This window comes from Microcystis sp. M44BS1, from assembly GCF_020244875.1.
Classification (GTDB): Bacteria; Cyanobacteriota; Cyanobacteriia; order Cyanobacteriales; family Microcystaceae; genus Microcystis; species Microcystis panniformis.
This window is the reverse complement of record NZ_JADBVM010000204.1, coordinates 1-25,421: the sequence shown is the minus strand read 5'-3', so window position 1 is coordinate 25,421 and position 25,421 is coordinate 1. Positions and strand designations below refer to the sequence as shown.

Here is a 25,421-nt window from a genome sequence, read left to right as displayed (position 1 = left end):
TGAAATGGGGCGAAAGTCTGTGGACTCTGTGTAAGACAGTACATGGTTTTTTAACTGTGGTATGCGACGGTGGTGGAAGCAGAAACTTAAATCGTGAGGTTTAGGAATCGCCGCACTTTTAGGGCGGCGAGGATGTCAATCTAGTCATTTCAGATAAGTCTGATATACTCTAGTGGTCTGTCAAGATTGAATTGAAGGATAAATCTACCCCTGTTCCCTCTGCTTCCCCTGCTTGTCTCAACCCGTTATTTTAGAATTGACAGACCACTAGACCGATGAAACCCTGTCAATCCCTCGCCTGAGTGCGATGGGAGCGTCAATCGCCAGAATTACCCTGAGAATTACCCCCTTGGGATGGGACTATTCTGCCCAGGAAATAAATGGTACTTTATTTTCTGGCAAGTTCCTGACTGCGACCGATGATCGCCCAGAGATAGCTAATTGCTAAGGCCAAAAACGCCAGGGGAATACTTTCTTTGACGATAAAAATCCCTAAACCGATCAGCACACAGGGAACAAAGGTACTTCCCTGACTGGTTAAGATAGTGGCGATGGTCGGCACACTGGTCAACCCGTAGGCGATCGCACACCAAACCCCCACCAGAATCAAAAACACGCTGACGATAACGATCAGACTTGTTACGCTACTACTGGCGAACAGGGGAACGTAAATGCCGATATTATCGCTCCCGTTGGCGACGGTCAACGCGGCCACGCTATAGGTGCGCGGGTCAAACCAACCACCGAAGGGTTTACCCTGAGCTACGCCGAAGGGGGAATGTTTCGCACCCTCCAGGTCCAATTCGACATTCTCCGGCTCTTCCTCCTCCTCTTCTTTGAGAAGGGAAACGATGCCGAGAATCACAGGAACGAGGCCTAGATAGCGAATCCAGGGGGTAGGGATGAGAAAACAGCCGAAAAACCCCGCTAAACTGGCAATAACCAGCAGACTAAAGCCGATATACTGACCGATGACGATATCGCGACGACGGAAGAGTTTCCCCGTTTGGCTGAAGAGAATCGTCAGGATCAATATATCGTCGAGGTTGGTGGCGACGAATGCCGCTACACCGGTGGATATCGCGATCACAATCTCGATCATCGTTTTTCTCCTTAAGATGGCCGTCGGGTTCGTCCGTTCGTTATACCTTGTTCGGCTTTTCCTTCAAAGGTTCGGCAACGCCAGAATTTTACTACCTATCCCGATCGAGAAACTGTATTTCCCACGACCGATCGCTTTATCCCGGTGCGGGATGAAAAAAGAAAGCGAGGGCGATCACTGCGTAGGTGGCGACGAGTAATATACCCTCTAGCCAGTTCGAGCGACCGTCGTTACTGATCGAGTTAGTCAGCCACACTGCGACGGCGACGGCGACCAATTCAAACGGATCGAAATCGAGAGCCATGGGCTGACCGAGGAAATAACCCGCAATCACGAGGACGGGTGCGACAAAAAGTGCGATTTGCAGACTCGAACCGACGGTGACAGAAACCGCCAGATCCATTTTGTCTTTTAAGGCAACCCTAACCGCAGTGGCGTGTTCGGCTGCGTTGCCGATAATTGGCAGCAGGATCACCCCTGTGAAAAGGGTTGTTAATCCTAATTCGCTCGTGGCTTCCTCTAGGGTGTTCACCAATAATTCCGATTCGATCGCCACCCCGAGGGTCACGAGCAGTAATATCCCCACCCACAGCCAGAGATTCGGCTTTTTTACGCTTACGGCTTCCCCCGACTCTTGATCGAGATCGGCAACCCCCACCTCGTAAAGATAGGTGTGGGTCTTCATCGAAAACAGCAGACTCAGACCATACACAAAAATTAATACCACCGCCACCGCTACCGAGAGACGCTGGAGGACGATCTCCTGGATTGCGGCGGAAGTGTATTGAACGGTCGTGGGTAGGAGGATCGCAGCGACGGCGAGATTCATCGACGAGGAATTTAAACGGGCGGTCACGGGCTGGAATTTCTGTTCTTTATAGCGTAAGCCGCCGAAAAACATCGATACGCCCGTTACCAGCAGCAGATTCCCGATAATCGAACCGGTAATGGTCGCTTTCACCACCTCGATCAAACCCTCTTCTAGGGCGGCGTAGGCGAGAATTAATTCGGTAGCGTTGCCGAAGGTGGCATTCAGTAAACCGCCGAGATTCGGTCCGACCACGACGGCGATTTCCTCGGTTGCCTTTCCCATGTAAGCGGCCAGGGGAACGATCGCCAGACAAGCACTCAGAAAAATGATCGTCACGTCCCAATGGAGGAAATTCCCAGCGATCGAGATCGGGACAAAAACCAACAAAATGGCGAAAATCCAGTTTTTTATATTCATACCAAGGGATGTTTCGGGATCAAACCGCGCACGGTTTTGAAAAACAGACTATCAGCCTTTTTTCCGTTTCAATTACCCGAATCGCCCAGTAATATACTCCCGGGCCTCGTCGGTTTGCGGATTGCCGAACATAACTTCCGTGGGGCTGAATTCGACTAATTTCCCCCGGCGTTTCCCAGACGAATCGGTTTCGGTGTTAAAAAACGCCGTCCAGTCGGCGATCCGCGATGCCTGCTGCATATTGTGGGTGACGGTGATGATCGTGTAACTTTCCTTCAGTTGTAGGCACAATTCCTCCACCTGACGGGTAGAAATGGGATCGAGAGCCGAACAGGGTTCATCCATCAATAAAACATCCGGCTTCATCGCGATTGCACGGGCAATACAGAGGCGCTGTTGCTGTCCCCCCGATAGTGCCGTTCCTTTTTCTTTCAGTTTGTCCTTTACTTCCTCCCAGATCGCCGCCTGCCGCAGGGAATACTCGACCAATTCCTCAAGATTGCCCTGATAACCGTTGGTTCGGGGCGCGTAGGCGATATTCTCGTAAATGCTCTTGGGAAAAGGGTTGGGACGTTGGAAAACCATCCCCACCTGTCGCCGTAACTTGACGGCGTTGACCTGCGAATCGTAAATATTCTGATTTCGGTAGAGTAATCTTCCCTCCACCTTGGCACCGGGGATCAGATCGTTCATTCGGTTAAAGCAGCGCAAGAGGGTACTTTTCCCGCAACCGGACGGGCCGATAAAGGCGACGATTTTTCGTGCAGGAATTTTAATATGAACGTCCACAAGAGCGAGAAACCCGTTATAAAAAACTTTGACACCTTCCGCATCGAAAACACTGTGATCGGCGTTAAGGTGGGTAGTCATGGCAAAAATTCTCCTGAGTGTGATTAAACGATTGGTTAAGAGGGAAAAGTGGAGCCATCAAGGTTGACTCGATTGGGAATAATGTTGACGTAGATAGATAGCGATGGCGTTGAGGGCGAGAATTAACAGGATCAGAACGATAATCGCGGCCGCCGCCGCATTGGCAAAACCGGGTTCGGGACGGGTGATATAGCTGAAAATTTGAATCGGTAGTGCCATAAAGCGTTGGAATAAACCAGGATCGAAAGTGAGGAAACTAACCGCGCCGACGACCATTAAGGAAGCCGCGTCCCCGATCGCCCGCGACACGGAGATAATCACCCCCGTGAGAATCCCTGGCACCGCGTAGGGTAAAACATGGTGTTGGATCGTTTGCCATTTGGTACTGCCTAGACCGTAGGAGGCTTGGCGTAGGGAATCGGGAACCGCCCGGATCGCCTCCCGCGCCGTGACGATAATCACCGGCAGCGAGAGAAGCGCAAGGGTTAACGCGCCGGAAATCAGCGTCGGGCCAAAATTGAGCAGATAGTTAAAAACCGCTAATCCTAATAAGCCGTAGACGATCGAGGGAACCCCGGCCAGATTGCCGATATTCACCTCGATCAGTGCCGTCCACCAAGTTTTCGGGGCGTATTCCTCTAGATACAAAGCCGACCCGACCCCGATCGGCACCGCCACGAGAAGCACGATAATTCCCAGATAGAAACTACCGATGATCGCCGGACGGATACCGCCCCTTTCCGGGAAACGGGAAGGCGTTTCCGTGAGGAATCCGGGGGTTAAGAGTCGTCCGAGTCCATCGTGGGCGATATTCAACACCAACAGCGCCAGAACGAACAAACCGATCAGTAAACCGAAGAGGAAAAGATACTCGCAGAATTTGCCGATCGCCTCGCGGCGTTCGAGATGGTCGATAAATTCAACGGTATCGGATTTGACAGAGGATTTAACCATGGGAAATCAATCGTATTTTTCTTTAAAACGGTGGGATATCCAGTAACTGGCTAGATTCAGCACCAGCGTGATCAGAAAAAGCAGCGCGCCGACCGCGTAGAGGGTTTTAAAACTGAGACTGCCCCGGGGCGCATCTCCCCCGGAAATCTCGGCCATAAAAGCGGTCATCGTGGCGATCGACTCGAAGGGATTGAGGGTAAGCCGGGGTTGCGAGCCGGCGGCGATCAACACCGTCATCGTTTCCCCCACCGCCCGGGACATTCCCAGAATAATCGAGGCCATGATCCCGGAGAGGGCGGCGGGGAGAACCACTTTAAAAATCGTTTCCAGCTTGGTAATTCCTAGGGCGTAGGAACCCTCGCGCAGGGAACGGGGAACCGCTCGGATCGCGTCTAAACTAATCGATCCCACCGTGGGAGTGATCATGATCCCCATCATTAACCCGGCGCTGAGAGCGTTAAAAATCTCGACGGGGAAAAGATTCCGCAAAGTGGGCGTGACAACGAGTAGGGCGAAGTACCCGTACACCACCGTGGGAATCCCGGCCAGCAGTTCCACCGCAGGGCGTAAAATCGCCGCTAGGTTCGGTTTCGCGTATTCGGCGAGGTAGATCGCGGAGGATAGGCCTAAAGGAACCGCGACGGACATAGCGATCGCTGTGGTTAAAAATGTCCCGTTAATTAGCGGCCAGATACCGAAATGAGGGGTGGCGAACAGTGGAGTCCAACGGGTATCGAGAAAGAATTGGGCGAAAGATACCTCTTGAAAAAATCCCCAGGTTTCACTAAAAATAATCGCCACGATGCCGATTGTCGTCGCCACGGAAACGAAGGCGCAAGCGAAGAGAATGACCGCGATTATCTTCTCTTGAATATCGTCGCCGGGGTGCTTGAGGAGTGAATTATCTCCCGCGAAAAAAGAATTATCGAAAGAACTCGGGGTTAAGGTCATGGTTTAACAAAATTCCTTTTTTAGATAAAGTTCGTGATCGGTTCTCCCGGTTTAGCTTTGCCAAATTTCGATCCCGTTTCCCCGCGCTCGAATTTCCGCAGGGTTTTGACGTAGGCCTCATCAGGTAAAGCGACGTAACCCACGCCATCGACCCATTTCCAGGAATTTTCTAAATAGAAGCGCACGAATTTTTCCAGGGATGGATTCGTTTTTAAATTATTCTTGTTGACGTAGATAAACAGGGGACGGGAAAGGGGATTATAGATATTGCGGAGAACGTTATCGATGGGAACCGGTTTGACGCATTTTCCTTCATTGTTTTCGATCGCCACCAAGTTCAATCGATCTTGGTTCTGCATATAGAAAGAGATGCCTAAATAGGCAAGCGCGGATGGATTGCCGATCACCCCCTGCACGAGCGCGTTTTGATTGCGGTTCGGGGTGAAATCCGTACGGCTATTTCTCCGTTTTCCCGTAATCGCTTGGGTGAAATAATCGAAGGTTCCCGTATCGGAAGGCGGGGCGAAAAGTAATAATCTCTCGTCGGGAAATTTGGGATTAATCTGTTTCCAACTGGTAATCCTACCCTCCGCTTTCGTGTTCCACATTCGATCGAGTTCTTTAATCGTTAAACACTTGGCGAATTGATTTTTTTTATTGACGATCACCGCCAATCCGTCGATCGCCATCGGTAATTCCAGAAATTCCACGCCGTTTTCCCGACATTTCTCGATCTCTTCTTTCCGGATCACCCGCGATGCCCCAGCAATGTCGAGATTTCCGGCGCAGAACTTACTAAAACCGCCCCCGGTTCCACTGGTGGCGACGCTTACCCGCGCTTCGGGATGGATTCTCTGATATTCTTCGGCAACGGCGAGGGAGAGGGCAAAACCCACCGCGCCGCCGTCGATCGAGACTGGTGGTTGTTTCTCGGCCGAGTCGGCCGGACGACCGCAACCGGCCAGGGAATTACCGGCGATCAGAAGGGAGATCAGGAGAAAATAATGGGAGAATTTCATAGATTAAAGCGGGAAAAATGTTAGGAAGCCGACTGGTTTTTAATCTGCTCAAAGATGCCGTTATTGGCCAGAAATTCCTTTTCGATCAACGTCCAACCGCCGAGATCTTGGGCGTTGAAAAGGGTCTCCACCGGCGGAAATTGTAATCCTTCATCCTTGGCCACGAAGGGATTGACCGATCGATAGCCCAATTTGGCGAATTCCTGTTGTGCCGGCTCGGAATAGAGGAAATTCACAAAGGCCTCGGCCACCTCTCGCGTGCCGTGTTTATCGACATTTCTATCCACCACCGCCACGGGATTATCGATCGAGATATTGACCGAAGGGACGAAGTAACTGGTATCGGGTTGATTTCTTGCCGCTAGAATTACCTCGTTTTCGTAGGTGACTAAAACATCCCCCTTTCCTTCTTGGAAAAAGGCATTGCTGGCTTCCCGTGCGTCCCTGGCCAGGGTGGGAATCTTTTCATAGACTTGGCGGACAAAATCCCATGCCTGTGCTGGTTCGCCCCCCGTTTGCGTCACCGAACCCCAGAGGGCTAATAACTGCCAAATAGCGATCCCGGAAGTTTTCGGATCGGCGGATAGAACTGTAACGTCCTCTCTAGCCAGATCCGCCCAGGATTGGATATTTTTCGGATTTCCCGCCCGCGTCACAATCGCCGCAACCGATTGACTCACCACTCCCCTTCTCGGAACCCGATCTTCCCAACCGCGATGGATTAACCCCGCGTCGGCGATGCGCATCACGTCTAGAGGTAGGGCTAGATGTACCACGTCCGCCTCTTGTTTCCCTGCGTTCACGTCATCGGCCTGGGCTAGGGAACCGCCGTAACTCCGCTGGAAAATGACTTTTTGGTTATGCTCTTTCCGCCATTTCTCGACGAATTTCGGGATAATCTGGTCGTGAGCGGCTTTCGTGACCGAAAAGGAAACGAGATTCAGTTTCACCTCCGGTTTCGAGGCTATTCCCCCGCAGGAGGCGAGGGCGAGACTTGCCAACAGTCCCACTAACAGGAAGGAAAGGAAGCTCCTCCCCGATAAGGAACGAAAGGGACGAAACAGCGATCGAATTGGCAACAGTGATACATTCATCGGGATTTTCTCGATAAGGTTGCTCTAAACCAACTAATTTTTTCTTCTCTCTTGCTCAATTCTGACCCCCGTGGGAGCCAAAGATTTGCGATTTTTACAGGGGTCTAATTCACCCGGTGGGAATCAACAGGCGATAGGAGCCGTTATCGAGAATAATCCGTAGGCCCAACCACATCAGCACAAAAGGGAAAAGCTTACTCGCATAACGGCTGAGGACAACCGCGATCCCCGGTTGGCGGGTTAGATGATAGGAGAGAAATAACCAAGTACAGACGATTAGATAGCAGATCGGGATGATGACGGCTAACTGCGCCACGGTACTATTGGCGAATAGGGGAATATAGATACCGAGATTATTGCCGCCATTGGATATCGTGACCGCGGAAACTTGATAGGTTTGGCGATCTCTGAGGACTTGACCGAGGGGTAGTCTGCGGGAGGCGAACCCATGAAATTGGGCGTTTCTTCGCAAATTCACCTTGCGATCTGCGGTTTCCCTCTCGTTATCGCGATTTAAAGTCACTAAATTTCTCACACCGATGAGGATCGGCAGGATTCCGAGAAGACCGATATAAATCGGCGGGATGATTAGGCCGAGGAGAAAACCCAGCAAGCTAACCGATACTAAGGCTGTAAACCCGACTAGCTCGCCGACGACAACGTGAACCGGGCGAAAGGTACGATTTACCTCGCTAAAAAAGCCGGTTAGATAAATATTGTCATCGAAGGTGGTGGCTATGCCGGTGGCCACCGCGATTTTGACGATTTCGATCAACCAATCCATCCATATTACCTCGATCTCTCAAAGGCGGGCGCAATTTAATTTTAAAACTATATCATTTTCAATACATTTATAAATGTACTTTGTTACACAATCGAGGAGTCGTGGATTTCTATAGTATGTAGATAAAACTAATGGAACCTCTCCCGATCGAGTTGGGAAATCCTTCCCTCTTGTCTCCTTACCCGACGATAAATCTTGTTTTCTGCGAGAAATCCCATGCTCCACCGTTCGATCAAGTGTCTCTGGAAACCGTGGCGAAATTGCCGGGGAGTTCTTCCCGCGCTGCTTTTTGTGACCAGTCTGGTGGGGAGCTTTCTCCTGGCTGGATTTTCCGACACGAACGCAAAGCGCTCGCTACGCGAGATCGCCGTCGGTCAAAATTCTCGCTCGGATAACCCGATTCTCAACCTCGTCGATAGCTTTAAATTCCCCCAGAATACGACCCCCCGGGTATTGGAAACCGTGGGATTATTTATCGCTGGAATTCTCTTCTGTATTGCGATTGATCGCTGGTTCAAGCGCTCAACCCCCTCTGCTATCACTCCCCTAGCCAAACAAGCGCGGCGGCTAGGAACCCTCAAGATCGGCTACCCTGAGGGCATGACTAATCTGGAAGTTCTCCGCTCCCAGGCCTTTCTGGAAAGACGCTTAAAACCCTTTGGGGTGACGGTAACGTGGACGAGTTTTCTTTCCGCTTCCTCGCTGATCGAGGCCTTGAGCAACGGAATGATCGACTTCTGTGGTGGTGGCGGTACGGCGAGTATTTTCTCGCAAGCGGCGGAACACGTCTTTGTCCGGGTAGCCAAGGAAAAATATACCGCCCCGAAAGGTCAGGCGATTCTCGTGCCTGAAGATTCGCCAATACAGACCTTGGCGGATTTAAAAGGCAAAAGAATCGCCTTCGATCGAGGTTCGAGCGCCCATTACGTCCTCATCCGCGCCCTGATGAGAGTGAATCTAGAATTAAGCGATATCGAACCGGTGTATGCGACTCAACCGGAAGCGCTGGTGCTTTTCCGTCGCGGTGAGATCGACGCTTGGGTGGTGTGGGTTCCCTATTCCCCCACCGAGACGCGCACCTATCCGGGAAGATCGGTGGCCGATCTAGGGAGTATCTTTGGGGAAAACGCCTCTCTAGAAGTGCCGACCTACTATTATGCAGTTCCCGAATTGGTGCGGGATTATCCCGATGTACTGAAGGTGATTTTAGAAGAGGTGAACGAGGCGGGTGCTTGGGCGAAACAACAGGAGTTAGAGGCGACGAGACGCTTGGCAGCTCACCACGAGATCGATCCAGCGATCATCACTAATCTCGAACAACGGGCCTCTGAACGTGCCATTATCCCGATCGACGATCGCTCTCTGACGGCCCTACAACACCAAGCTAATATCTTCCGAGACCTGAAGCTGATCCCCCATCGGGTCAATGTGCGCGACGGAACCTACACCCTACAGACGAAACAAAATTGGACCTATTAACCCGACAGCAATATTTTGGGCGTTGTCAGATCAGAAGAGGAAAGATGCAATGCTCCGGTGCTGATTCGGAGCATCTTTCAATTTGACAACGCCAAAATATGAACAATCGCGTGTAAGCATCCCACCGAAAAGCTGATGCGCTCCGGGGTTTGGGGGCGGCGCCACGCCCCCAACGGGGGGTTTGGGGGGTTCTATCCCCCAAAAGCTTGGATTGAGTGATAAAACTGAAAGTAACACACCCAATTTTAGGAGAAAGTTTCCCTTGAAAAATCCCAAATTAGTAGATTTACAAAAATGAGATGCACCCGTAGGTAGGCGTTAAAAATTATCAAACGCCCCCCTTATCAAGGGGGGATTAAGGGGGGATTAAGGGGGGATTAAGGGGGGATTAAGGGGGGATCGAACCCAAAATTTATCTTCAATTTAATTATAACCAGCTACTTAACTCAACGCTTCAAAATAATCGCAAATTTGATGATGTAGCTGGGATTGACGCAATTTTTGCAAAGCTTTCGACTCAATTTGTCGCACCCTTTCCCGGGATAATTCCAAAGTGCGACCGATATCAGCCAAAGAATGGGATTTACCATCGAGAAAACCATAGCGCAATTCAATCACTTCTCGTTCGCGAGTGGTTAAATCTGCCAATAATTCTCTGATATCTCTTTGCAAAGATTCATAGACAAAATGATTTTCTGAAGACACTGCTTCGGTTTCCAAAAGGTCTATTAATTCCGTATCTTTTTCCTTACCTACCTTAATTTCCAAGGAAACCGAACGCGGCACTGTCATCAACACTTCCCGCACAGCTTCAGGAGTCAGAGCTAACTCTTGGGCAATTTCCTCTACGGTCGCACTGCGACCGCGGATTTGCGAGATTTTCCGTTGTGCCTTCTTAATTTTGTTGAGTTTTTCGGTAATATGAACTGGTAAACGAATCATCCGGCTTTGAGTTGCGACCGCTCTCGTCATTCCTTGACGGATCCACCAGTAGGCATAGGTACTAAAACGATAGCCTTTGGTGGGATCAAATTTCTCGACGGCCCGTTCTAAACCCAGGGTTCCCTCTTGAATCAAATCCAATAATTCTAAACCGCGATTCTGATATTTTTTGGCCACCGACACCACCAGACGTAAATTGGCCTTGATCATCTGTTCTTTGGCATGGGTACCAAGGGCAATAATTTCTTCTAATTCCCCCACTTCTAAGCCCGCTAGGTACGCCCAACGCTGTTTTCCTGCTTTTAAAGCATTTTTTAACTCAGACACGGTGATTTGGGCGGTTTTTGCCCAACGTTCTAGGGAGGGACGATGGGCTGATCGAGCGGTTAGCTGATCACGAACCGCAATTAACTTGACAAATTGCTGTACTTGTGCATCACCTTGTTTAACGGCGGCGGCGCATAATTTCAGTAAAGACAGATGACGCTGTACCTGTTGCGCTTGTTCAACTTCCTCGTCCCGTTTGAGTAGAGGCACTCTGCCAATGTCTTGTAGGTACAAACGTACCAAATCAGTAGTTGTCCCTTTGCTGTGGATTTTTTCGGGACTAGATACTAAATCATCTTCTAAATCACTGCCGAGAAAATCTTCATCTAGGTCGATCGAGTTTTCCTTCAATTTTAGGACAGAAAAAGAGGGAGAGATAAATTCAGTTTCGAGCGTCGAGGGATTAATTGCAGACATGATGGCTTCTCTACGGCGACTGTGATAGGAATTAGAAACTTTTAAATCGTTTTCCGTAGTCATAGCTTTCCCACTTAAGCGAGGAAATGATGCAGTTGGGAAAATTTTTTTCTCAAAAGTATCGATCTGTAAACCTAGAAGTTACACCAAGTCTGGGGTTTACCTTCTTAGCCCAACTTCTCGAATTAGGGTCTGCTGAAAAACTTTTTGCCGCAAACCCTATCTAGGGTTGGCTGAATAAATCTAAAAACCTTGTTATACTAAATCCAGTTATTAAAAACTGATTATTTATTCCCCTCGACCCCCCCTTGCCCCCCCGACGTCGGGGGGGTTGCCTCTTGCATGAGTGCCTCTCCTCATAACTAGCCTGTATTTAACGGATTTAGTATTAGATAGGGCTTTTAGACTTTTTTTTCCTCAAAAAGTGCCGACCCTTGCAGTGATCGGGGGTAAAATTCCGGGACTTTTTCCCTGAAAATTAGGTAACTGACTACCTCAAAATCGGTAAAACCCTACACCCACGAAAAACTTTTTGCCGCAAACCCTATCTATTGCTGATTTTCCAGATAATTACAGATTTGTTCTAATTTAGCCAGGGCTTTTCCCGACTGTAAAGATTGTTGTGCTTGCTGGAAACCCGTGGGGATATCTGGGACAATTCCACAGCGCCAAAGATAAAAACCACCGTTAAAAATTGCCGCATCGCTTAATTCATTATTTTCTCCAGCTAATAAACCCTTTAATTTAGCGGTGAGCATCTCTAAAGATTCGAGGGGATAATCTGAGGGACAGAAGCCATAATCGCGAGGATTTAGGAAAAATCGCTGAAAGGAAGGCGGATCGGTGGGATTTCCCAGACCAATAATCGCCGTCCGATTACAGGCTAAATCACAACTGCCCTCTAATCCTTTCACAGTGGTGAAATGAGAGATATTTCTCAGGGCAAAAGTTTCGCGAAAACGCTCCTCGGTGGGGGGATGAACAAAACCCGATATCTGATGAATATTACCGACAAAAGGCGACCACATTAACTCTACCGTGGCCATGGGCGGACGTTTACCGATTTGCTCCCGATAGGTGATGAAATTCTGTACTAGAGGGAAATGGCGCGGAATATAGAAAAAAGTCAATCCTGTGGTGATTAAACAGTCTTTCACTGCTGCTAAGGATAATTGACTAAAATCTGCTCCTAATTGCTGCCAGATTTCCTTGAGGGAAACACCGTATTTAGTCGGCATTCGATCGCCCCCGTGCAGGACTACAGGAATTCCCGCCGCCGCTAAGATTAAAGTGGTGATCGGAGTAACTGGGGCAGTGCGAGAACGTCCATCGTAGGGATTGCCAAAAATAGCGATCTGATGCTGAAAAGAGGCTGATTCTAGGGTTATTTGCGGGCCAAGCTCGGCGTAGGCATCAAGCATTCCCGCTAATTCATCGCTGGTGGGGCGTTTAATGCGATGGGCAATCATAAAAGCACCGATTTGGGCCGGGGTTGCCTCTTGGGTTAACATCATCTTGGTGGCCATTGCCGCTTCAGGACGGGTTAAATTTTTGCCCGTATGGGTGCCACTACCGATCGCTTTTAATAATTCTCGAAAAGTATCGCTCATCTCAAGGAAGAAAATAAAGAGTAAATAGGATTGATTGGGATTGCTAAGGCTGGACGGGGTGATTTTCTAGGTTTTTAATCATACTTTGCTTTATTTGCCGCACTAATTGACAAAAATGAGCGATCGGTGGTATCTGTAGGCGATCGCTGGTGGTGACAAGGACTACCTGACGGGTGAGACGATGACTAAATTTACCATTATTAAGATGGGGATTTTCGCCCCTAGGGGAAGCAAGAGGACGAATGGCGAGGGTGGCATCGCCACGAGCCTCCATCAGGGCAGATTGGGGCAGAAGAGCGATAATATTACCCTGACGCACCACACCGCGAAAAGCATCAAGGGTGTTTAATTCCATGACAGTTTTCAGGTGGGCATCCTGACGGGAAAACCATTCTTGTACTAATCTTTGCATTCCGTAGCCATCTTTGAAAACCACTTGCGGATAGGGGATTAATTCCGACCATGGCACTTCTTTGTATTGGGCAAGGGGATGATTAGCGGCCATGAGAATTTCGATCGCTTCTTCATATAATATTTCTACCACCATCTCCGGGCTAGAGGTGAGAAAACGATTATTCATTACCAAGGCCAGATCTACTAAACCATCCCGCAGCACTTTTAAGGCGCGATCACTGCCTAGGGCTGTAACTCTTAACTGAACTTCTGGGTATTCAGCACAAAATTTCGGCAAAATCGGCGGTAAATAGTGGGCGCACACGGAATGAATCGCCGCCACGCACAATTCTGGCTGTTTTCCCGCCTGTAGGTCAGTGATTTCCTCGTGAACATTCGTCCATTCTTGACAAATTCGTTTCGCCCGGGGCAGTAATTTCTCCCCGGCAATGGTTAACTTCGCTTGGGCGGTACGATGAAAAAGAGGGAAGCCCAAATCGGTTTCTAGGGATTGAATCTGGCGGCTGATAGTCGATTGGGTGACTCCACACTGGCGCGCGGCTTGACCAAAATTGCCCGTATCGGCTACGGCTAAAAAGGCTTGCAATTGCTCGATCCGCATTCTTTCTGTTTTTAATTACATTCCGTCATGACCTTATGACAATAACGAATTTTATTCTGACTTTTGGTAGAAATTGCTACCGTTTTCTCAGTTATCAGTTATTTCAGCGGTCAGCCTTAAACTACTTTGAACATCTGGAAATCGGGCTAAAAGTTGCTCGGAAGCTGTGAGGCTATCTTTTGCTAATTCCAAAGCACCTGTTCCGATTACCTTACCTAAAGGACAAGCTACAGTGGTCAGTGCCTGAAAGTCTAGGTGGGCAATGCAATCTATTCCTGTGCCAGAAATTGTTAAACCAGGCTCTGTTTACTGGCGGGAATACATGAGTAAGGTGCGTTCTCAAAAATCGATCGGTGCAGTAGTAGGACTTGCATTAGGGAACGCACCCTACGGCTAATTACCAGTTTTTTTGGGATATTTCCCAGCAGACACAATTAAGAAGGCTAAAGTCAAATACAATATAGTAGTAAATAACACTCTTACTGAAACTGTTAATCGATTTAAAGAGTATAACTTAAAAGTTTCCTCATTGTTAATAAACTTTGTATAGAATGCATTCTCTGTAATAGCTTTAGCTAATCTTTCGGACGCTGTGACAGTGTCAATTATCATGAAAATATGAGCAACAAACAAAAAGACGACAGCAAGCAATAAAAACCGAATAATTTTTTTGTTCATTGCCAAGTATGCTCGTGCATTTTCAGAGGTTATGAGCCATCCAATTGCTGCCAATTGCAAGCCCATTGTTGTCCAGATTATATTAAGATGAACAGTCTTATTGTCTTTTAGAGAATTTAATAACAGTTCGAAAGTTTCTTTTCCTAGATCAAAATCCATAAGCTACTCCTTGTTGACATAGGCTAACACTCAAGCTTGAGTAGAAGCAGAACCCTAACCATATTAGACGGTAACTTTCTATATATGACACCAAATATACACTTTTTTAAAAATCTTTCTCTATATTGACATAGCGATCGCAAGAAACTTTCCACATAACATTACAACAAGTCTGTTATCCCGATTGGGGATGGGGAAGTGGGGAGCGGGGAAATTCAACTAAAACCCTAAAAACCCAATACCCAACCGCCAAAACCTAAACATCAACAGTCAAACCCTAACAGCTAACGCACCGATCGAGCGCTCAATCATTATTATAGAGACAGTAACAAATATTTATGAAACTTCATGCTTATTAATCGCCTTGGCATCGATCGCGGGAAAAAATTCCTTAAAGAGAGTATCTTGTTCGGAAATGACCCCAATCCCGAATTAATTGGCATTTTAGGGGTTTATTTCGTGCAGGGCATTCTCGGACTCTCCCGATTAGCGGTTAGCTTCTTTTTAAAAGACGATTTGGCCTTGAGTCCCTCTCAGATGGGGGCATTAATCGGAGTGGCGGCGATTCCTTGGGTGATTAAACCAGCTTTTGGCTTTCTTTCGGATGGTTTGCCTATTTTCGGCTATCGTCGTCGGCCCTACCTAATTTTATCGGGAATTCTCGGGGTTTTAGCTTGGTTGGCCCTAGCCACTGTGGTGGAGAATGCTTGGCAAGCGATGGCCGCGATCCTGCTTGGTTCCCTTTCTGTCACCATTAGTGATGTCATCGTCGATTCTTTGGTAGTAGAAAGAGCGCGCAAAGAGTCCTTCACTCAATCCGGTTCTCTACAGTCCTTAACTTGGGGAATATCGGCCCTAGGCGGCTTAATTACGGCTTATCTGGGGGGTTGGTTACTGGCACACCTCGGTACTCGTCCTGTCTTCGCTCTCACCGCTATTTTTCCCCTGATTGCCTCAGCTATGGCGTTTTTAATTACAGAGGAAAAAGTCAAGAATAACAATGATAAATCACAATCCACGCCGAAAGTCAAGGAGCAAATCGGGCAATTATGGTCAGCAATTAGACAAAAATCAATTTTATTACCCACTGCCTTTATTTTTCTCTGGCAGGCTACTCCTAGCGCCGATTCTGCCTTTTTTTACTTCACCACCAACGAGTTAGGATTTGAACCGGAATTTTTAGGACGAGTGCGCTTAGTCACCAGTTTAGCCTCGATCCTAGGCATCTGGGTATATCAAAGGTTTTTAAAAGCGATTTCCTTTCGTTTAATTTTGGGTTGGAGTACGGTGATGTCTGCGGTTTTAGGAATGACTACCCTACTCTTAGTTACCCATACTAATCGAGCGCTCGGTATTGACGATCATTGGTTTAGTTTGGGGGATAGTCTCATCCTCACCGTCATGGGACAAATTGCCTTTTTACCCGTCTTAATTTTATCAGCGCGTCTTTGTCCTGTGGGCATTGAAGCATCTCTATTCGCTTTATTAATGTCTATCTGGAATATGTCGGGATTAGTTTCCCAAGAAATCGGCGCTTTATTAACCCATTGGTTGGGAGTCACCGAAACTAATTTTGATAACCTTTGGTTATTGGTGGTGATTACTAATCTCTCTACTCTCCTACCTTTACCCCTAATTAAATGGCTACCTTCTACGGATCCGCAATCTCAGGAAGTCAAGAAAACTTTTCCCCCCGCAGAAGTTTTTGAACATCACGTCACTGGTTCTTTAGCTGAACCTGGTTTTATTCCGGAACTTGTCCCCGAATTAATCGAGACAAGAGATTGACAGTCCAGAAAACGGGTTTCTTTGAGAGAAAACGGGTTTCTTTGAGAAACCCGTTTTCTAGCTGCGCGACTACAAAATCCATATTTAACTCCATTCAAGTTTAATTTCTTCGACACTACGCATCAAGGCAGGAATCCGCACTTGGGTTGTCTTAATCACTGTTCCAATCCTCGAACATCTGCCCGACGCTACTATAACGCTTAAGACGCTCAGGATGTTTTTCTACTTCTTCAATGGCGGCGAGCGTTTCTGTATTAGGAATTTGAACATCAAAGGGAAAACCTTGATGAAAATCGACATCAGATAAGGCTGGATGCTGGATTTTTTGTAGCAGAAGCTGTTGTTCTTCGTCAGTTAAGGAAAGGATAATTTGAGTAAGAGAATCAATTAGTTTAGTATTGATTGCAGCAGCTTGACTCATGATTAAACAAATGATTGGGAGTTAATTAATTATCTTAATCTAGTCTAGCGCGAGTTAGCAATCCCTAGCGATCTCCAAAAGTCCAGAAAACGGGTTTTTTAAAGAAACCCGTTTTCTAAGTTGATGAAATAAGCTAAAATCGAATCAACTCGTTGCCCTCGCCTTATGTTTTCTATCCAAACTACCTACACTCAAGCTCAAGAAAATTTAGCGAGCCTTCTGGATCGACTGGAAAGCGAGAATAGTATGGCGATTATTACGCGCCCTGGTCATAAAGATATGGCACTATTGAGCGCAGAGGAATTAACTGGCTTATTAGAAACCGTTTATCTTTTGCGATCGCCTGCTAATGCTAGAAAGTTATTGGCAGCACTGGAACGTTCAATGGAGAGGGACGTTCAAACAATACCGGGACAGACAGTTACAGAACTTTGTCAGGAGTTAGGAATTGAACGTCAAGAGTAGGGCAATTGTCTTTGATCACCAATTTCGGGAAGATTTAAGATGGTGGTATAAAACAGATAAAAAAGCTGATTAAGAAAACGGGTTTCTCAAAGAAATCAGTTTTCTTCCGTTTTCTTCTCAAAGAAACCCGTTTTCTCAGTCCAAATGGCGCTTAAACAGAAAACGGGTTTCTCAAAGAAATCAGTTTTCTTCCGTTTTCTTCTCAAAGAAACCCGTTTTCTTCTTTGTTCTCAAAGAAATCAGTTTTCTTCCGTTTTCTTCTCAAAGAAACCCGTTTTCTCAGTCCAAATGGCGCTTAAACAGAAAACGGGTTTCTCAAAGAAATCCGTTTTCTTCCGTTTTCTTCTCAAAGAAACCCGTTTTCTATGACACGGATTGGGGAACTAATTAAGCTTTGTCGCTGTCTTGCTTTGGCTTTAACTGGCGTTTAACCAATGCACCCAAGCCTAACAATCCTAAACCTAATACAGTACTCGGTTCAGGAACGGTGTTGACAGTGACGAATTCATTGGTAGTATCGAGCGCACCGGCAAATGTCCCGACGTTGCCGCCAGAAATTGGCGAACCGGGATAGAGGTTAGTTCCACCTGACGCACCGTAGAAAGTTGCGACATCGTTGGAAGCTATCCCGTCAAAATCAAAAAAGTTGCCGATATCGCTGCCCAGTACATAAACTAACCCGAAGAAGTCAGGCAGCCCGTGGGAGAAGGCGGGGACGAGGGAGTTGCCAGAGAATGACATCATGTAGTCGGTGACTTCACCAGTGAAGGAGTCAATAACACCATCATTATCTAAATCTTCGCCGGTAAACATCCCGGTGACGGTAGCACCTTCGGAGTAGCCACCTTGGAAGAAGTTGAAGGAAGCGGCGCTGGCGGGAAGGACAGTCAGTCCGGCGATCGCGCTAACTGTGCCGGCGAAGACAACACCAGAGAGAGATTTAAAGGTAGTTGTAGTATTCATGAACAATTTTGAAGAAATGTTACGAAAATGTTACCCCCCCCTCGACTTTGTCAAATAAGTCTAGAAAACGGGTTTCTCAAAGAAACCCGTTTTCTCAGTGCGATCGCCTGTGGAAGATCGGGTTTGGGATATTTGTAATGTTTGATACAAAGCTCTGGATTATCTGTTCTTAAGATGAAGGCTGGTGTTGCTAATTGATCGGGAAAGAGGCCGGCGCAAGCAGATAAAAACCGCAGAGAAACTTGTGCCGTGGGATCAAAATTATTAAGCGGAGAATAGCCTCTGACCGGACTTCAACATCAAAGTTAGTAGGAAACTTGTCATCGCCTAAGTAAAGTAACCCTTTATCCACGACACAGCAAAATAGGAAAAATACTTATGAGTTATGGAACCCGTGTTCAAGCTATCTCTCAAGTCACAGACCGTAAACCCCTACCGAGCAAAATTCCTCAACGTTTAGAGGCCCTGTGGGCAACAGATGTCTTTACCCTGAGCAAAATGCAGGCCAGTCTCCCGAAAGACGTATTCAAATCGGTCAAAAACACGATTTTAACCGGGGGAAAATTAGACGTTTCCATCGCCAGTGCGGTGGCGGCAGCGATGAAAGATTGGGCCACGTCCAAAGGGGCGCTGTACTATGCCCACGTCTTCTATCCGATGACCAACGCCACCGCCGAAAAACACGATGGTTTTATCTCCGTGCAGAGCGATGGTTCAGTGATCACAGAATTTACGGGCAAAGTCTTAGTACAGGGGGAACCGGACGGCTCCTCCTTTCCTAACGGCGGCCTTCGCTCCACCTTTGAAGCACGGGGTTACACTGCTTGGGATGTCACCAGTCCCGCCTACGTCATGGAGACGGATAATGGTGTAACCCTGTGTATCCCGACGGTTTTCATCTCTTGGACAGGAGAGGCCCTCGACAAAAAAACGCCGCTTTTACGCTCGATTTCATCGATGAGTAAAGCCGCCACCAGGGTGCTGAGGCTCTTAGGACATACGGAAGTCGCCCCCGTGAACTCCAGCTGCGGCGCTGAACAGGAATATTTCCTCGTAGATGCTCATTTTGCCCATAGTCGTCCCGATTTACTGCTCACCGGTCGCACCCTATTTGGTAAACCCGCCGCCAAGGGTCAACAGTTCGACGATCATTACTTTGGCGCGATTCCCGAACGGGTTCAGGTGTTTATGCAGGAAGTGGAGGAAAGAATGTATCGCCTCGGCATTCCAGCCAAAACCCGCCATAACGAAGTCGCTCCCGGACAGTTCGAGATTGCCCCCTTTTTCGAGGCTGCTAACGTGGCCAGTGACCATCAGCAGTTAATTATGACTTTGCTGAAAAGTACGGCTAAAAAACACGGTTTTGTTTGCCTACTGCACGAAAAACCCTTTGCGGGAATTAATGGTTCGGGAAAACACGTTAACTGGTCCGTCGGCAACGCTACCCAGGGTAATCTGTTGGATCCGGGCGATACTCCCCACGCGAATATGCAGTTTTTGTTATTCTGTGGGGCGGTGATTCGTGGTGTTCACAAGTACGGGGCGCTTTTACGCGCAGTGGTGGCTACTGCCAGCAATGATCACCGTTTGGGGGCAAATGAAGCTCCTCCCGCCATTATTTCGGTATATTTGGGCAGTCAGTTAGAAAAGGTATTCGACCAAATTAGCCAAGGACAAATTGAGGGTTCTGATGCCCCGGGGTTGATGGATCTCGGTGTCGATACCCTGCCGGTGTTCCCCAAGGATCCGGGCGATCGCAATCGTACTTCTCCTTTTGCTTTTACGGGCAATCGCTTTGAATTCCGGGCCGTGGGTTCTAATCAGTCAGTTTCTGGGCCGCTGGTGGCGATGAACACGATTCTAGCCGATTCCCTGACTTGGGTGGCGGATAACCTAGAAAGCCGGATGAAAGCTGGGGAAGACCTCAATACTGCTGCCCAGGGTGTTCTTAAGGAGATCATGGACAAACACAGAAATGTGATCTTCGGAGGTAACGGATATTCCCCGGAATGGCACAAAATGGCGGTAGAAGAGCGCGGTTTGGCTAATCTCCGCACCACTGCCGATGCTTTACCCGTGCTGAGGGCCGATTATATCGAAGAACTGTTTACCCGCATGGGTGTGCTTACCCCCGTGGAACTGGAAAGTCGTTTTGATGTCTATGCGGAACAGTATTTGCTGGCCATCGAGGTGGAGGCGAAACTGGTGGTGAGTATGGCTAAAACGATTATTTATCCGGCTGCCGTTCGCTACTTGTCAGAATTGTCCTCGGCGATCGCTAATGCGGTGGCGATCGGCATCGAGATGGATAAGGAAAGCGCCCAAACCGTCTCGAATCTAATTAAATTACTGATGGATAGCGTCAGCAAACTGAGTGCGGCCATGGCTAAACACGATTTTGACTCGATCGAGGAACATATGCAGTATTCCGCTCAAACGATCCGTCCCTTGATGGATAAGGTGCGCGAATATGCTGACACACTGGAAGGGGAAGTGGCCGACAATTTCTGGCCTCTACCTACCTATCAAGAAATGTTGTTTGTTAAATAACAAGACGGCAAGGAGGGGGTGAATAAATGATTCGGCACCCCCTTCTTTTTAGCTCTGGTAGTTTTAAGTTATGTTAAGAAAAGTAAATATAAACCTAAAACTACCATGGTATTAACTCCGACAATTGGCGAAAAATCCTATAATCGTCAGGATTGGCAAAAAGGCTATCAATCCCAACCTAACGAGTACGATTACGAGGTGGAAGACATCGAGGGGCAAATTCCCGCCGATTTACAGGGTACAGTCTTTAAAAATGGCCCCGGTTTACTCGATATCGCTGGCACTGCGATCGCTCATCCCTTCGATGGGGATGGTATGATCAGCGCGATTAGCTTCAATCATGGGCGTGTACATTATCGTAATCGTTTTGTTAAAACCCAGGGTTATCTCCAGGAACAGAAAGCGGGAAAACCCCTTTATCGCGGTGTTTTCGGCACAAAAAAACCGGGGGGAATTTTCGGCAATGCTTTTGATTTGCGTCTGAAAAATATTGCTAATACTAATGTTATCTACTGGGGTAATAAATTACTGGCACTTTGGGAAGCGGCCGAACCCCATCGCCTCGATGCTAAAACCCTTGATACTATTGGTTTAGACTATCTCGATGGTATCTTAGAAAAAGGCGATGCTTTTGCCGCTCATCCTCGCATCGATCCCGCTTGTATCTTCGATAATCATCAACCTTGTCTGGTAAATTTTGCCATCAAAACGGGTTTATCGAGTGCCATTACTCTCTACGAAATTAGTCCCACGGGTAAGTTATTACGTCGTCATACCCACAGCATACCGGGCTTTTGTTTTATCCACGATTTTGTTATTACTCCCCACTACGCTATCTTTTTCCAAAACCCGGTTGGTTATAATCCTTTTCCTTTTCTTTTTGGGTTAAAAGGTGCGGGAGAATGCGTTATTAATCAACCGGACAAGTTAACTAAGATTATTATTATCCCCCGGGATCCTAACAAAGGAGAAGTGAAAGTTTTAGAAACTCCATCGGGTTTTGTCTTCCATCATAGCAATGCTTTTGAACAAGGGGAGAAAATTTATATCGATTCTATTTGTTATCAATCCTTACCACAACTGGATTCAAATAGCAATTTTCAATCGGTAGATTTTGATAGTTTAGCTCCCGGACATCTGTGGCGATTTACACTAAATTTATCAGAAAATACCGTTACAAGAGAATGTATTCTAGAGCATTGTTGTGAGTTTCCCAGCATTAATCCTGCAAAAGTTGGTCGAGATTACCGTTATTTATACATCGCTGCCACTCATCATGCCACTGGTAATGCTCCTTTGCAAGCAATCTTAAAACTGGACTTATTAACGGGAGAAAAACAGTTACATTCTTTTGCTCCCCAGGGATTTGCAGGTGAACCAATTTTTGTGCCTAAACCCGATGGAATTGCTGAAGATGATGGTTGGTTATTGGTAGTCACCTACGATGCAGCCAATCATCGATCGAATGTGGTAATCTTAGATGCTAAAGATATCACTAATTCCCTAGCAGTTATCCATCTTAAACATCATATTCCCTACGGGTTACACGGTAGTTGGACCAGACAATGTTTTTAAGTTAATTCTGTGGGGGTGGATTGAAAACCCACCTTAACTCAACTTTACTCTTGAGAGCCTTCTTGTAGTAGCCAAAAACCAGCGAAGGATTCCGATTCAGGGTTAGATTGAACGGCTAAAAAATGCAGATTATTGGCTTTTTGTTTAGCTTCTTCAAAGTTTTTGGCTTCCTTTAAAGTCTCGGTATTAGTGACGTTGACGAGAATCCAGCTATCACTAGCACCCGTTTCTAAACGTAGCACGGGACGGGAACCAGTTTCTAACTTTAAATAGGCCATTTCTAACCCTGACATCCAACCAGCTAGGGGTAAAGCGCGGGGGGAAAAAATAACTAAACCGGGGATTTTTAGATTTTCATCTAATCCCATCCCTAGTATAGGCAAATTTTCTCCGAAGCTAATATCCCAATCTTTTAGAGCATGAAAAGAAGACAATTCTAGCGTAACAAAAGCCCATTTATCTGCCTTATCTCCCCGGACAGCATCGGGAAGGGGAACAGCATTTAAAGGGGGATAATTCACGGAAGCGGTTTTAGTTAAATTTTGATCATAACCAACTTCTTGGGGATAGAAATTAACCATTCTTTCTTCTATCCATCTCGTTAAAGCATGAGTGCGACGACTAGGGGAAGCGGGAACACCGATATCCTCGCAAGCTTTGCTAATCATGTTATTCATCTGACGACGGAAAAAGCGAATTTTTTTGGGAGTTACTCCCGCTGCCTTGATAGCTGCAGTAATTGCCTCTCCTAACCATTGGGAATTAACCATCGTATTAGGACAATAACTGGCATATTTAAATATTGTATCGGAGGGGCGATCGATTGTTGCCGGAGTTTCACAGATTAACAATTCCCATCTTTTTTTATTATTTTCATCCACCACCGGCCGCGAATAAAAATCAAGTTCCCAAATAGTCATATTTTTTTAGTTATCAGTTATCAGTCATCAGTGAGGGGTTAGGGTGTTGGGGTTTTAGGGTGGTCACTGCGTGCGCGTTGCGGGGGGTGTTGGGGTTTTAGTTGAAATTCCCCCATCTCCCCACTTCCCCACTTCCCCACTTCATAATTCATAACGAAGTGGTCTCCCTATCCCCTATCCCCGACAACAGTACGAACGCGGTAGATAGGACGTTTTTGGGATTCATGGTAAGTTCGCATCAAAATTTCTGCCAAAAGACCAAAACAGAGTAATTGTACCCCAGTTAAAAAGAATAACACGGCCAAGATTAACAAAGGTCGATCGCCGATTTCTTGTCCGAAACCGAGTTTGAGAATAGTCAGATAAGTACCTAAAATAATCCCCACTACCATGGATATCAGTCCGTAGAGTCCAAAAATGTGCATCGGACGGGTGAGGAACTTTTTCATAAAAAAGACAGTAAATAAGTCCATAATCACGCGAATTGTGCGACCTAAACCATATTTACTCTGTCCGAACCTTCTAGCGTGGTGATTAACGGGAATTTCGGTTATTTTTGCCCCTTCAATAAAAGCTAATGTGGGTAAAAATCGATGTAATTCCCCGTAGAGATTCATATCGGCGATTAATTCGGCTCGATAGGCTTTCAAAGAACAACCGTAGTCGTGTAATTTGACCCCTGTTACCTTGCCAATCAGCCAATTAGCTATTTTTGAGGGTAAAAGCCGTTTTACCCGGTCATCTTGGCGATTTTTGCGCCAGCCACTCACGAGGTCATAACCTTCCTCTAATTTGGCCAATAATAGGGGTATATCATTGGGATCGTTCTGTAAATCGCCGTCGAGGGTAACAATTATCTGTCCCGTGGCATAATTAAATCCGGCAGCCATGGCGGGGGTTTGTCCGTAGTTGCGTCGCAATATTACCGCCTTGAGATCATCGCGATTTTTGGCTAAATTAGTTAAAACCTCGGTGGAACCGTCCTTAGAACCGTCGTCAACACAGATTATCTCGTAGTTAATTTGATAAGAACGCAGAATCGTGGCTATACTCTCGACGAGATGGGGAATACTGTCCACTTCGTTATATATGGGAACCACTACCGATAAAGTCTGGATAGCAGCCTGTGGGTTTGGTTCGTTGACACTGATGGACGGTGTAATCGGGGACATATTTGACTGACGCGGGGACGTTTTGGGGCGATTGTATCACAATTCAGTGATCAGGAGATAGGAGACAGGAGACAGTATTCAGGAGTCAGTATTCAGGAGATTATTTTTATTTATTCTCCCCTCTCCGGCGCTCCCTTCTCCCCACACCCCACACCCCACACCCCACACCCCTTATCCCTGTTCACTGTTTACTGCTCCCCGTTCCCCTTTCTCTGTTTCCTTTTTGGCTAAAATTGCCTGACGAAAACCTAAGACGACGAGAATATTGGAGAGGGTGAGGAAAAATTCGGCGCTGCCGTGTAACCAATCGACGTTGGCTAATTCTTGACCATAGTGGATTTTGGCGTAGATACCGGCAGGAATGGTGATAAAAACGAAGATTAACAGCACATAAAAGCCAATTAAGGCTAAAAGGGGCATTTTTCCCGAACGAGTGATCAACCAAAGAAACCCCAGATAGGGAAACAGGGAGATGGCAAATAAACTCTCTTTATTCATTGTTAACGCTAATTTTACTGGAACGCCACAGCCACCAACCGGCAGCACAGAGGGTAAAATTTCCTAAGACAGTCATGGCTGCCTGTAGGGTGACTAACCAGGATAAGGCACTGATATTATCAAAAAAATGCCATGTACAGGCACACATGGCCCCAATTAAAGCGGGTAACATTCCCCAAGATAACATTCGCCACGATCGATCGCTACTGATTTCGCCATAGGTCCACACTAACCAGATCGCCGCTATCCATTCTACGACACTCGATACATGAACTATCCACGTCGGTATTGATAAAGCATTCATTGGCAAAGAAAAAAGTAAAAAGTTAAAAATAGGTTTTAGGGTTTTAGGGTTTTAGGGTTTTAGGGTTTTAGGGTTTTAGGGTTTTAGGGTTTTAGGGTTTTAGGGTTTTAGGGTTTTAGGGTTTTAGGGTTTTAGG

24 protein-coding genes are annotated in these 25,421 nt (G+C 47.1%); 6 read left to right on the top strand and 18 right to left on the bottom strand.

The features are described from left to right. Positions 1-388 precede the first annotated feature (388 nt). The 8 genes from IM515_RS16245 to IM515_RS16210 all read right to left on the bottom strand — a co-directional run bounded on the left by IM515_RS16245 (position 389) and on the right by IM515_RS16210 (position 8,002). On the bottom strand, positions 389-1,102 hold the full coding sequence (locus IM515_RS16245; protein ID WP_287628517.1) for a cadmium resistance transporter: 714 nt from the start codon (positions 1,100-1,102) through the stop codon (positions 389-391). Positions 1,103-1,238: 136 nt separating this feature from the next. Beyond that, on the bottom strand, positions 1,239-2,330 hold the full coding sequence (cax, locus tag IM515_RS16240; RefSeq protein ID WP_287628516.1) for a calcium/proton exchanger: 1,092 nt from the start codon (positions 2,328-2,330) through the stop codon (positions 1,239-1,241). Between the two features lie 72 nt (positions 2,331-2,402). Continuing rightward, positions 2,403-3,200 carry a phosphate ABC transporter ATP-binding protein PstB gene (pstB, locus tag IM515_RS16235; protein WP_287628515.1) on the bottom strand — a complete coding sequence of 266 codons (798 nt, stop codon included), beginning with the start codon at positions 3,198-3,200 and terminating at the stop codon, positions 2,403-2,405. A gap of 57 nt (positions 3,201-3,257) precedes the next feature. Continuing rightward, complete coding sequence (gene pstA, locus IM515_RS16230) at positions 3,258-4,154, bottom strand: phosphate ABC transporter permease PstA (protein ID WP_061430480.1); 897 nt, start codon at positions 4,152-4,154, stop codon at positions 3,258-3,260. Between the two features lie 6 nt (positions 4,155-4,160). Then, positions 4,161-5,105 carry a phosphate ABC transporter permease subunit PstC gene (gene pstC, locus IM515_RS16225; RefSeq protein ID WP_193959665.1) on the bottom strand — a complete coding sequence of 315 codons (945 nt, stop codon included), beginning with the start codon at positions 5,103-5,105 and terminating at the stop codon, positions 4,161-4,163. A 20-nt stretch (positions 5,106-5,125) separates the two neighbouring features. Then, entirely contained in the window at positions 5,126-6,124 is a 999-nt protein-coding gene (locus IM515_RS16220) for a PstS family phosphate ABC transporter substrate-binding protein (protein WP_193959664.1), read from the bottom strand. 20 nt (positions 6,125-6,144) lie between these two features. Continuing rightward, a complete protein-coding gene (locus IM515_RS16215) occupies positions 6,145-7,218 on the bottom strand; it encodes a sulfate ABC transporter substrate-binding protein (RefSeq protein ID WP_193959663.1) in 1,074 nt (357 codons plus the stop codon). A 109-nt stretch (positions 7,219-7,327) separates the two neighbouring features. After that, a complete protein-coding gene (locus IM515_RS16210) occupies positions 7,328-8,002 on the bottom strand; it encodes a cadmium resistance transporter (RefSeq protein ID WP_002766788.1) in 675 nt (224 codons plus the stop codon). Positions 8,003-8,218: 216 nt separating this feature from the next. On the opposite strand from IM515_RS16210, the gene IM515_RS16205 reads away from it, so the two are divergent. Further along, the gene (locus IM515_RS16205) at positions 8,219-9,481 is read left to right on the top strand and encodes a sulfonate ABC transporter substrate-binding protein (RefSeq protein ID WP_287628514.1); all 1,263 of its coding nucleotides are present in this window, start codon (positions 8,219-8,221) and stop codon (positions 9,479-9,481) included. A 441-nt stretch (positions 9,482-9,922) separates the two neighbouring features. Here the strand turns inward: IM515_RS16205 and sigC are convergent, their stop codons facing one another. The 3 genes from sigC to IM515_RS16190 all read right to left on the bottom strand — a co-directional run bounded on the left by sigC (position 9,923) and on the right by IM515_RS16190 (position 13,792). Next, on the bottom strand, positions 9,923-11,167 hold the full coding sequence (gene sigC / locus IM515_RS16200; RefSeq protein WP_287628518.1) for an RNA polymerase sigma factor SigC: 1,245 nt from the start codon (positions 11,165-11,167) through the stop codon (positions 9,923-9,925). A 548-nt stretch (positions 11,168-11,715) separates the two neighbouring features. Then, positions 11,716-12,777, bottom strand: coding sequence for an anthranilate phosphoribosyltransferase family protein (locus tag IM515_RS16195; RefSeq protein ID WP_287628513.1), 1,062 nt, complete (start codon positions 12,775-12,777; stop codon positions 11,716-11,718). A gap of 43 nt (positions 12,778-12,820) precedes the next feature. Further along, positions 12,821-13,792, bottom strand: coding sequence for a LysR family transcriptional regulator (locus tag IM515_RS16190; protein ID WP_287628512.1), 972 nt, complete (start codon positions 13,790-13,792; stop codon positions 12,821-12,823). Positions 13,793-14,054: 262 nt separating this feature from the next. Between IM515_RS16190 and IM515_RS16185 the strand changes: the two genes are divergently transcribed. Then, positions 14,055-14,189 carry a hypothetical protein gene (locus tag IM515_RS16185; RefSeq protein ID WP_287628511.1) on the top strand — a complete coding sequence of 45 codons (135 nt, stop codon included), beginning with the start codon at positions 14,055-14,057 and terminating at the stop codon, positions 14,187-14,189. On the opposite strand, the gene IM515_RS16180 is transcribed toward IM515_RS16185, so the two are convergent. Further along, positions 14,186-14,629: a hypothetical protein gene (locus tag IM515_RS16180; RefSeq protein WP_287628510.1), complete on the bottom strand. Its 444-nt coding sequence runs from the start codon at positions 14,627-14,629 to the stop codon at positions 14,186-14,188. The two genes, IM515_RS16185 and IM515_RS16180, sit on opposite strands and share 4 nt — an antisense overlap. Before the next feature lie 348 nt (positions 14,630-14,977). Between IM515_RS16180 and IM515_RS16175 the strand changes: the two genes are divergently transcribed. Beyond that, positions 14,978-16,417, top strand: a complete 1,440-nt coding sequence (locus IM515_RS16175) for a folate/biopterin family MFS transporter (RefSeq protein ID WP_287628509.1) — start codon at positions 14,978-14,980, stop codon at positions 16,415-16,417. Positions 16,418-16,568: 151 nt separating this feature from the next. On the opposite strand, the gene IM515_RS16170 is transcribed toward IM515_RS16175, so the two are convergent. Further along, positions 16,569-16,838 carry a type II toxin-antitoxin system RelB/DinJ family antitoxin gene (locus tag IM515_RS16170; protein ID WP_287628508.1) on the bottom strand — a complete coding sequence of 90 codons (270 nt, stop codon included), beginning with the start codon at positions 16,836-16,838 and terminating at the stop codon, positions 16,569-16,571. A gap of 165 nt (positions 16,839-17,003) precedes the next feature. Between IM515_RS16170 and IM515_RS16165 the strand changes: the two genes are divergently transcribed. After that, on the top strand, positions 17,004-17,303 hold the full coding sequence (locus IM515_RS16165) for a type II toxin-antitoxin system Phd/YefM family antitoxin (RefSeq protein ID WP_002763657.1): 300 nt from the start codon (positions 17,004-17,006) through the stop codon (positions 17,301-17,303). 387 nt (positions 17,304-17,690) lie between these two features. Here IM515_RS16165 and IM515_RS16160 read toward each other — a convergent pair whose 3' ends face one another. After that, a complete protein-coding gene (locus IM515_RS16160; protein ID WP_287628507.1) occupies positions 17,691-18,266 on the bottom strand; it encodes a PEP-CTERM sorting domain-containing protein in 576 nt (191 codons plus the stop codon). A gap of 378 nt (positions 18,267-18,644) precedes the next feature. On the opposite strand from IM515_RS16160, the gene IM515_RS16155 reads away from it, so the two are divergent. Continuing rightward, positions 18,645-20,816 carry a glutamine synthetase III family protein gene (locus IM515_RS16155; RefSeq protein ID WP_287628506.1) on the top strand — a complete coding sequence of 724 codons (2,172 nt, stop codon included), beginning with the start codon at positions 18,645-18,647 and terminating at the stop codon, positions 20,814-20,816. A 105-nt stretch (positions 20,817-20,921) separates the two neighbouring features. Beyond that, a complete protein-coding gene (locus IM515_RS16150; RefSeq protein WP_287628505.1) occupies positions 20,922-22,391 on the top strand; it encodes a carotenoid oxygenase family protein in 1,470 nt (489 codons plus the stop codon). 44 nt (positions 22,392-22,435) lie between these two features. On the opposite strand, the gene IM515_RS16145 is transcribed toward IM515_RS16150, so the two are convergent. From IM515_RS16145 to IM515_RS16130, 4 genes are all read right to left on the bottom strand, one after another. Further along, entirely contained in the window at positions 22,436-23,311 is an 876-nt protein-coding gene (locus IM515_RS16145) for a Tab2/Atab2 family RNA-binding protein (RefSeq protein WP_287628504.1), read from the bottom strand. Between the two features lie 167 nt (positions 23,312-23,478). Then, on the bottom strand, positions 23,479-24,483 hold the full coding sequence (locus tag IM515_RS16140) for a glycosyltransferase (RefSeq protein ID WP_287628503.1): 1,005 nt from the start codon (positions 24,481-24,483) through the stop codon (positions 23,479-23,481). Between the two features lie 171 nt (positions 24,484-24,654). Beyond that, on the bottom strand, positions 24,655-24,981 hold the full coding sequence (locus IM515_RS16135) for a DUF3593 domain-containing protein (protein WP_287628501.1): 327 nt from the start codon (positions 24,979-24,981) through the stop codon (positions 24,655-24,657). Beyond that, positions 24,974-25,285 carry a DUF2499 domain-containing protein gene (locus IM515_RS16130; RefSeq protein WP_002790576.1) on the bottom strand — a complete coding sequence of 104 codons (312 nt, stop codon included), beginning with the start codon at positions 25,283-25,285 and terminating at the stop codon, positions 24,974-24,976. The genes IM515_RS16135 and IM515_RS16130 overlap by 8 nt, the downstream gene beginning before the upstream one ends. Positions 25,286-25,421: the final 136 nt, after the last annotated feature.

What these genes read in the sequence shown, in the direction of transcription:
- IM515_RS16245 (WP_287628517.1), bottom strand. Translation starts at nt 1,102, where the DNA reads ATGATCGAGATTGTGATCGCGATATCCACCGGTGTAGCGGCATTCGTC.
- cax (WP_287628516.1), bottom strand. Translation starts at nt 2,330, where the DNA reads ATGAATATAAAAAACTGGATTTTCGCCATTTTGTTGGTTTTTGTCCCG.
- pstB (WP_287628515.1), bottom strand. Translation starts at nt 3,200, where the DNA reads ATGACTACCCACCTTAACGCCGATCACAGTGTTTTCGATGCGGAAGGT.
- pstA (WP_061430480.1), bottom strand. Translation starts at nt 4,154, where the DNA reads ATGGTTAAATCCTCTGTCAAATCCGATACCGTTGAATTTATCGACCAT.
- pstC (WP_193959665.1), bottom strand. Translation starts at nt 5,105, where the DNA reads ATGACCTTAACCCCGAGTTCTTTCGATAATTCTTTTTTCGCGGGAGAT.
- IM515_RS16220 (WP_193959664.1), bottom strand. Translation starts at nt 6,124, where the DNA reads ATGAAATTCTCCCATTATTTTCTCCTGATCTCCCTTCTGATCGCCGGT.
- IM515_RS16215 (WP_193959663.1), bottom strand. Translation starts at nt 7,218, where the DNA reads ATGAATGTATCACTGTTGCCAATTCGATCGCTGTTTCGTCCCTTTCGT.
- IM515_RS16210 (WP_002766788.1), bottom strand. Translation starts at nt 8,002, where the DNA reads ATGGATTGGTTGATCGAAATCGTCAAAATCGCGGTGGCCACCGGCATA.
- IM515_RS16205 (WP_287628514.1), top strand. Translation starts at nt 8,219, where the DNA reads ATGCTCCACCGTTCGATCAAGTGTCTCTGGAAACCGTGGCGAAATTGC.
- sigC (WP_287628518.1), bottom strand. Translation starts at nt 11,167, where the DNA reads ATGTCTGCAATTAATCCCTCGACGCTCGAAACTGAATTTATCTCTCCC.
- IM515_RS16195 (WP_287628513.1), bottom strand. Translation starts at nt 12,777, where the DNA reads ATGAGCGATACTTTTCGAGAATTATTAAAAGCGATCGGTAGTGGCACC.
- IM515_RS16190 (WP_287628512.1), bottom strand. Translation starts at nt 13,792, where the DNA reads ATGCGGATCGAGCAATTGCAAGCCTTTTTAGCCGTAGCCGATACGGGC.
- IM515_RS16185 (WP_287628511.1), top strand. Translation starts at nt 14,055, where the DNA reads ATGCAATCTATTCCTGTGCCAGAAATTGTTAAACCAGGCTCTGTTTAC.
- IM515_RS16180 (WP_287628510.1), bottom strand. Translation starts at nt 14,629, where the DNA reads ATGGATTTTGATCTAGGAAAAGAAACTTTCGAACTGTTATTAAATTCT.
- IM515_RS16175 (WP_287628509.1), top strand. Translation starts at nt 14,978, where the DNA reads ATGCTTATTAATCGCCTTGGCATCGATCGCGGGAAAAAATTCCTTAAA.
- IM515_RS16170 (WP_287628508.1), bottom strand. Translation starts at nt 16,838, where the DNA reads ATGAGTCAAGCTGCTGCAATCAATACTAAACTAATTGATTCTCTTACT.
- IM515_RS16165 (WP_002763657.1), top strand. Translation starts at nt 17,004, where the DNA reads ATGTTTTCTATCCAAACTACCTACACTCAAGCTCAAGAAAATTTAGCG.
- IM515_RS16160 (WP_287628507.1), bottom strand. Translation starts at nt 18,266, where the DNA reads ATGAATACTACAACTACCTTTAAATCTCTCTCTGGTGTTGTCTTCGCC.
- IM515_RS16155 (WP_287628506.1), top strand. Translation starts at nt 18,645, where the DNA reads ATGAGTTATGGAACCCGTGTTCAAGCTATCTCTCAAGTCACAGACCGT.
- IM515_RS16150 (WP_287628505.1), top strand. Translation starts at nt 20,922, where the DNA reads ATGGTATTAACTCCGACAATTGGCGAAAAATCCTATAATCGTCAGGAT.
- IM515_RS16145 (WP_287628504.1), bottom strand. Translation starts at nt 23,311, where the DNA reads ATGACTATTTGGGAACTTGATTTTTATTCGCGGCCGGTGGTGGATGAA.
- IM515_RS16140 (WP_287628503.1), bottom strand. Translation starts at nt 24,483, where the DNA reads ATGTCCCCGATTACACCGTCCATCAGTGTCAACGAACCAAACCCACAG.
- IM515_RS16135 (WP_287628501.1), bottom strand. Translation starts at nt 24,981, where the DNA reads ATGAATAAAGAGAGTTTATTTGCCATCTCCCTGTTTCCCTATCTGGGG.
- IM515_RS16130 (WP_002790576.1), bottom strand. Translation starts at nt 25,285, where the DNA reads ATGAATGCTTTATCAATACCGACGTGGATAGTTCATGTATCGAGTGTC.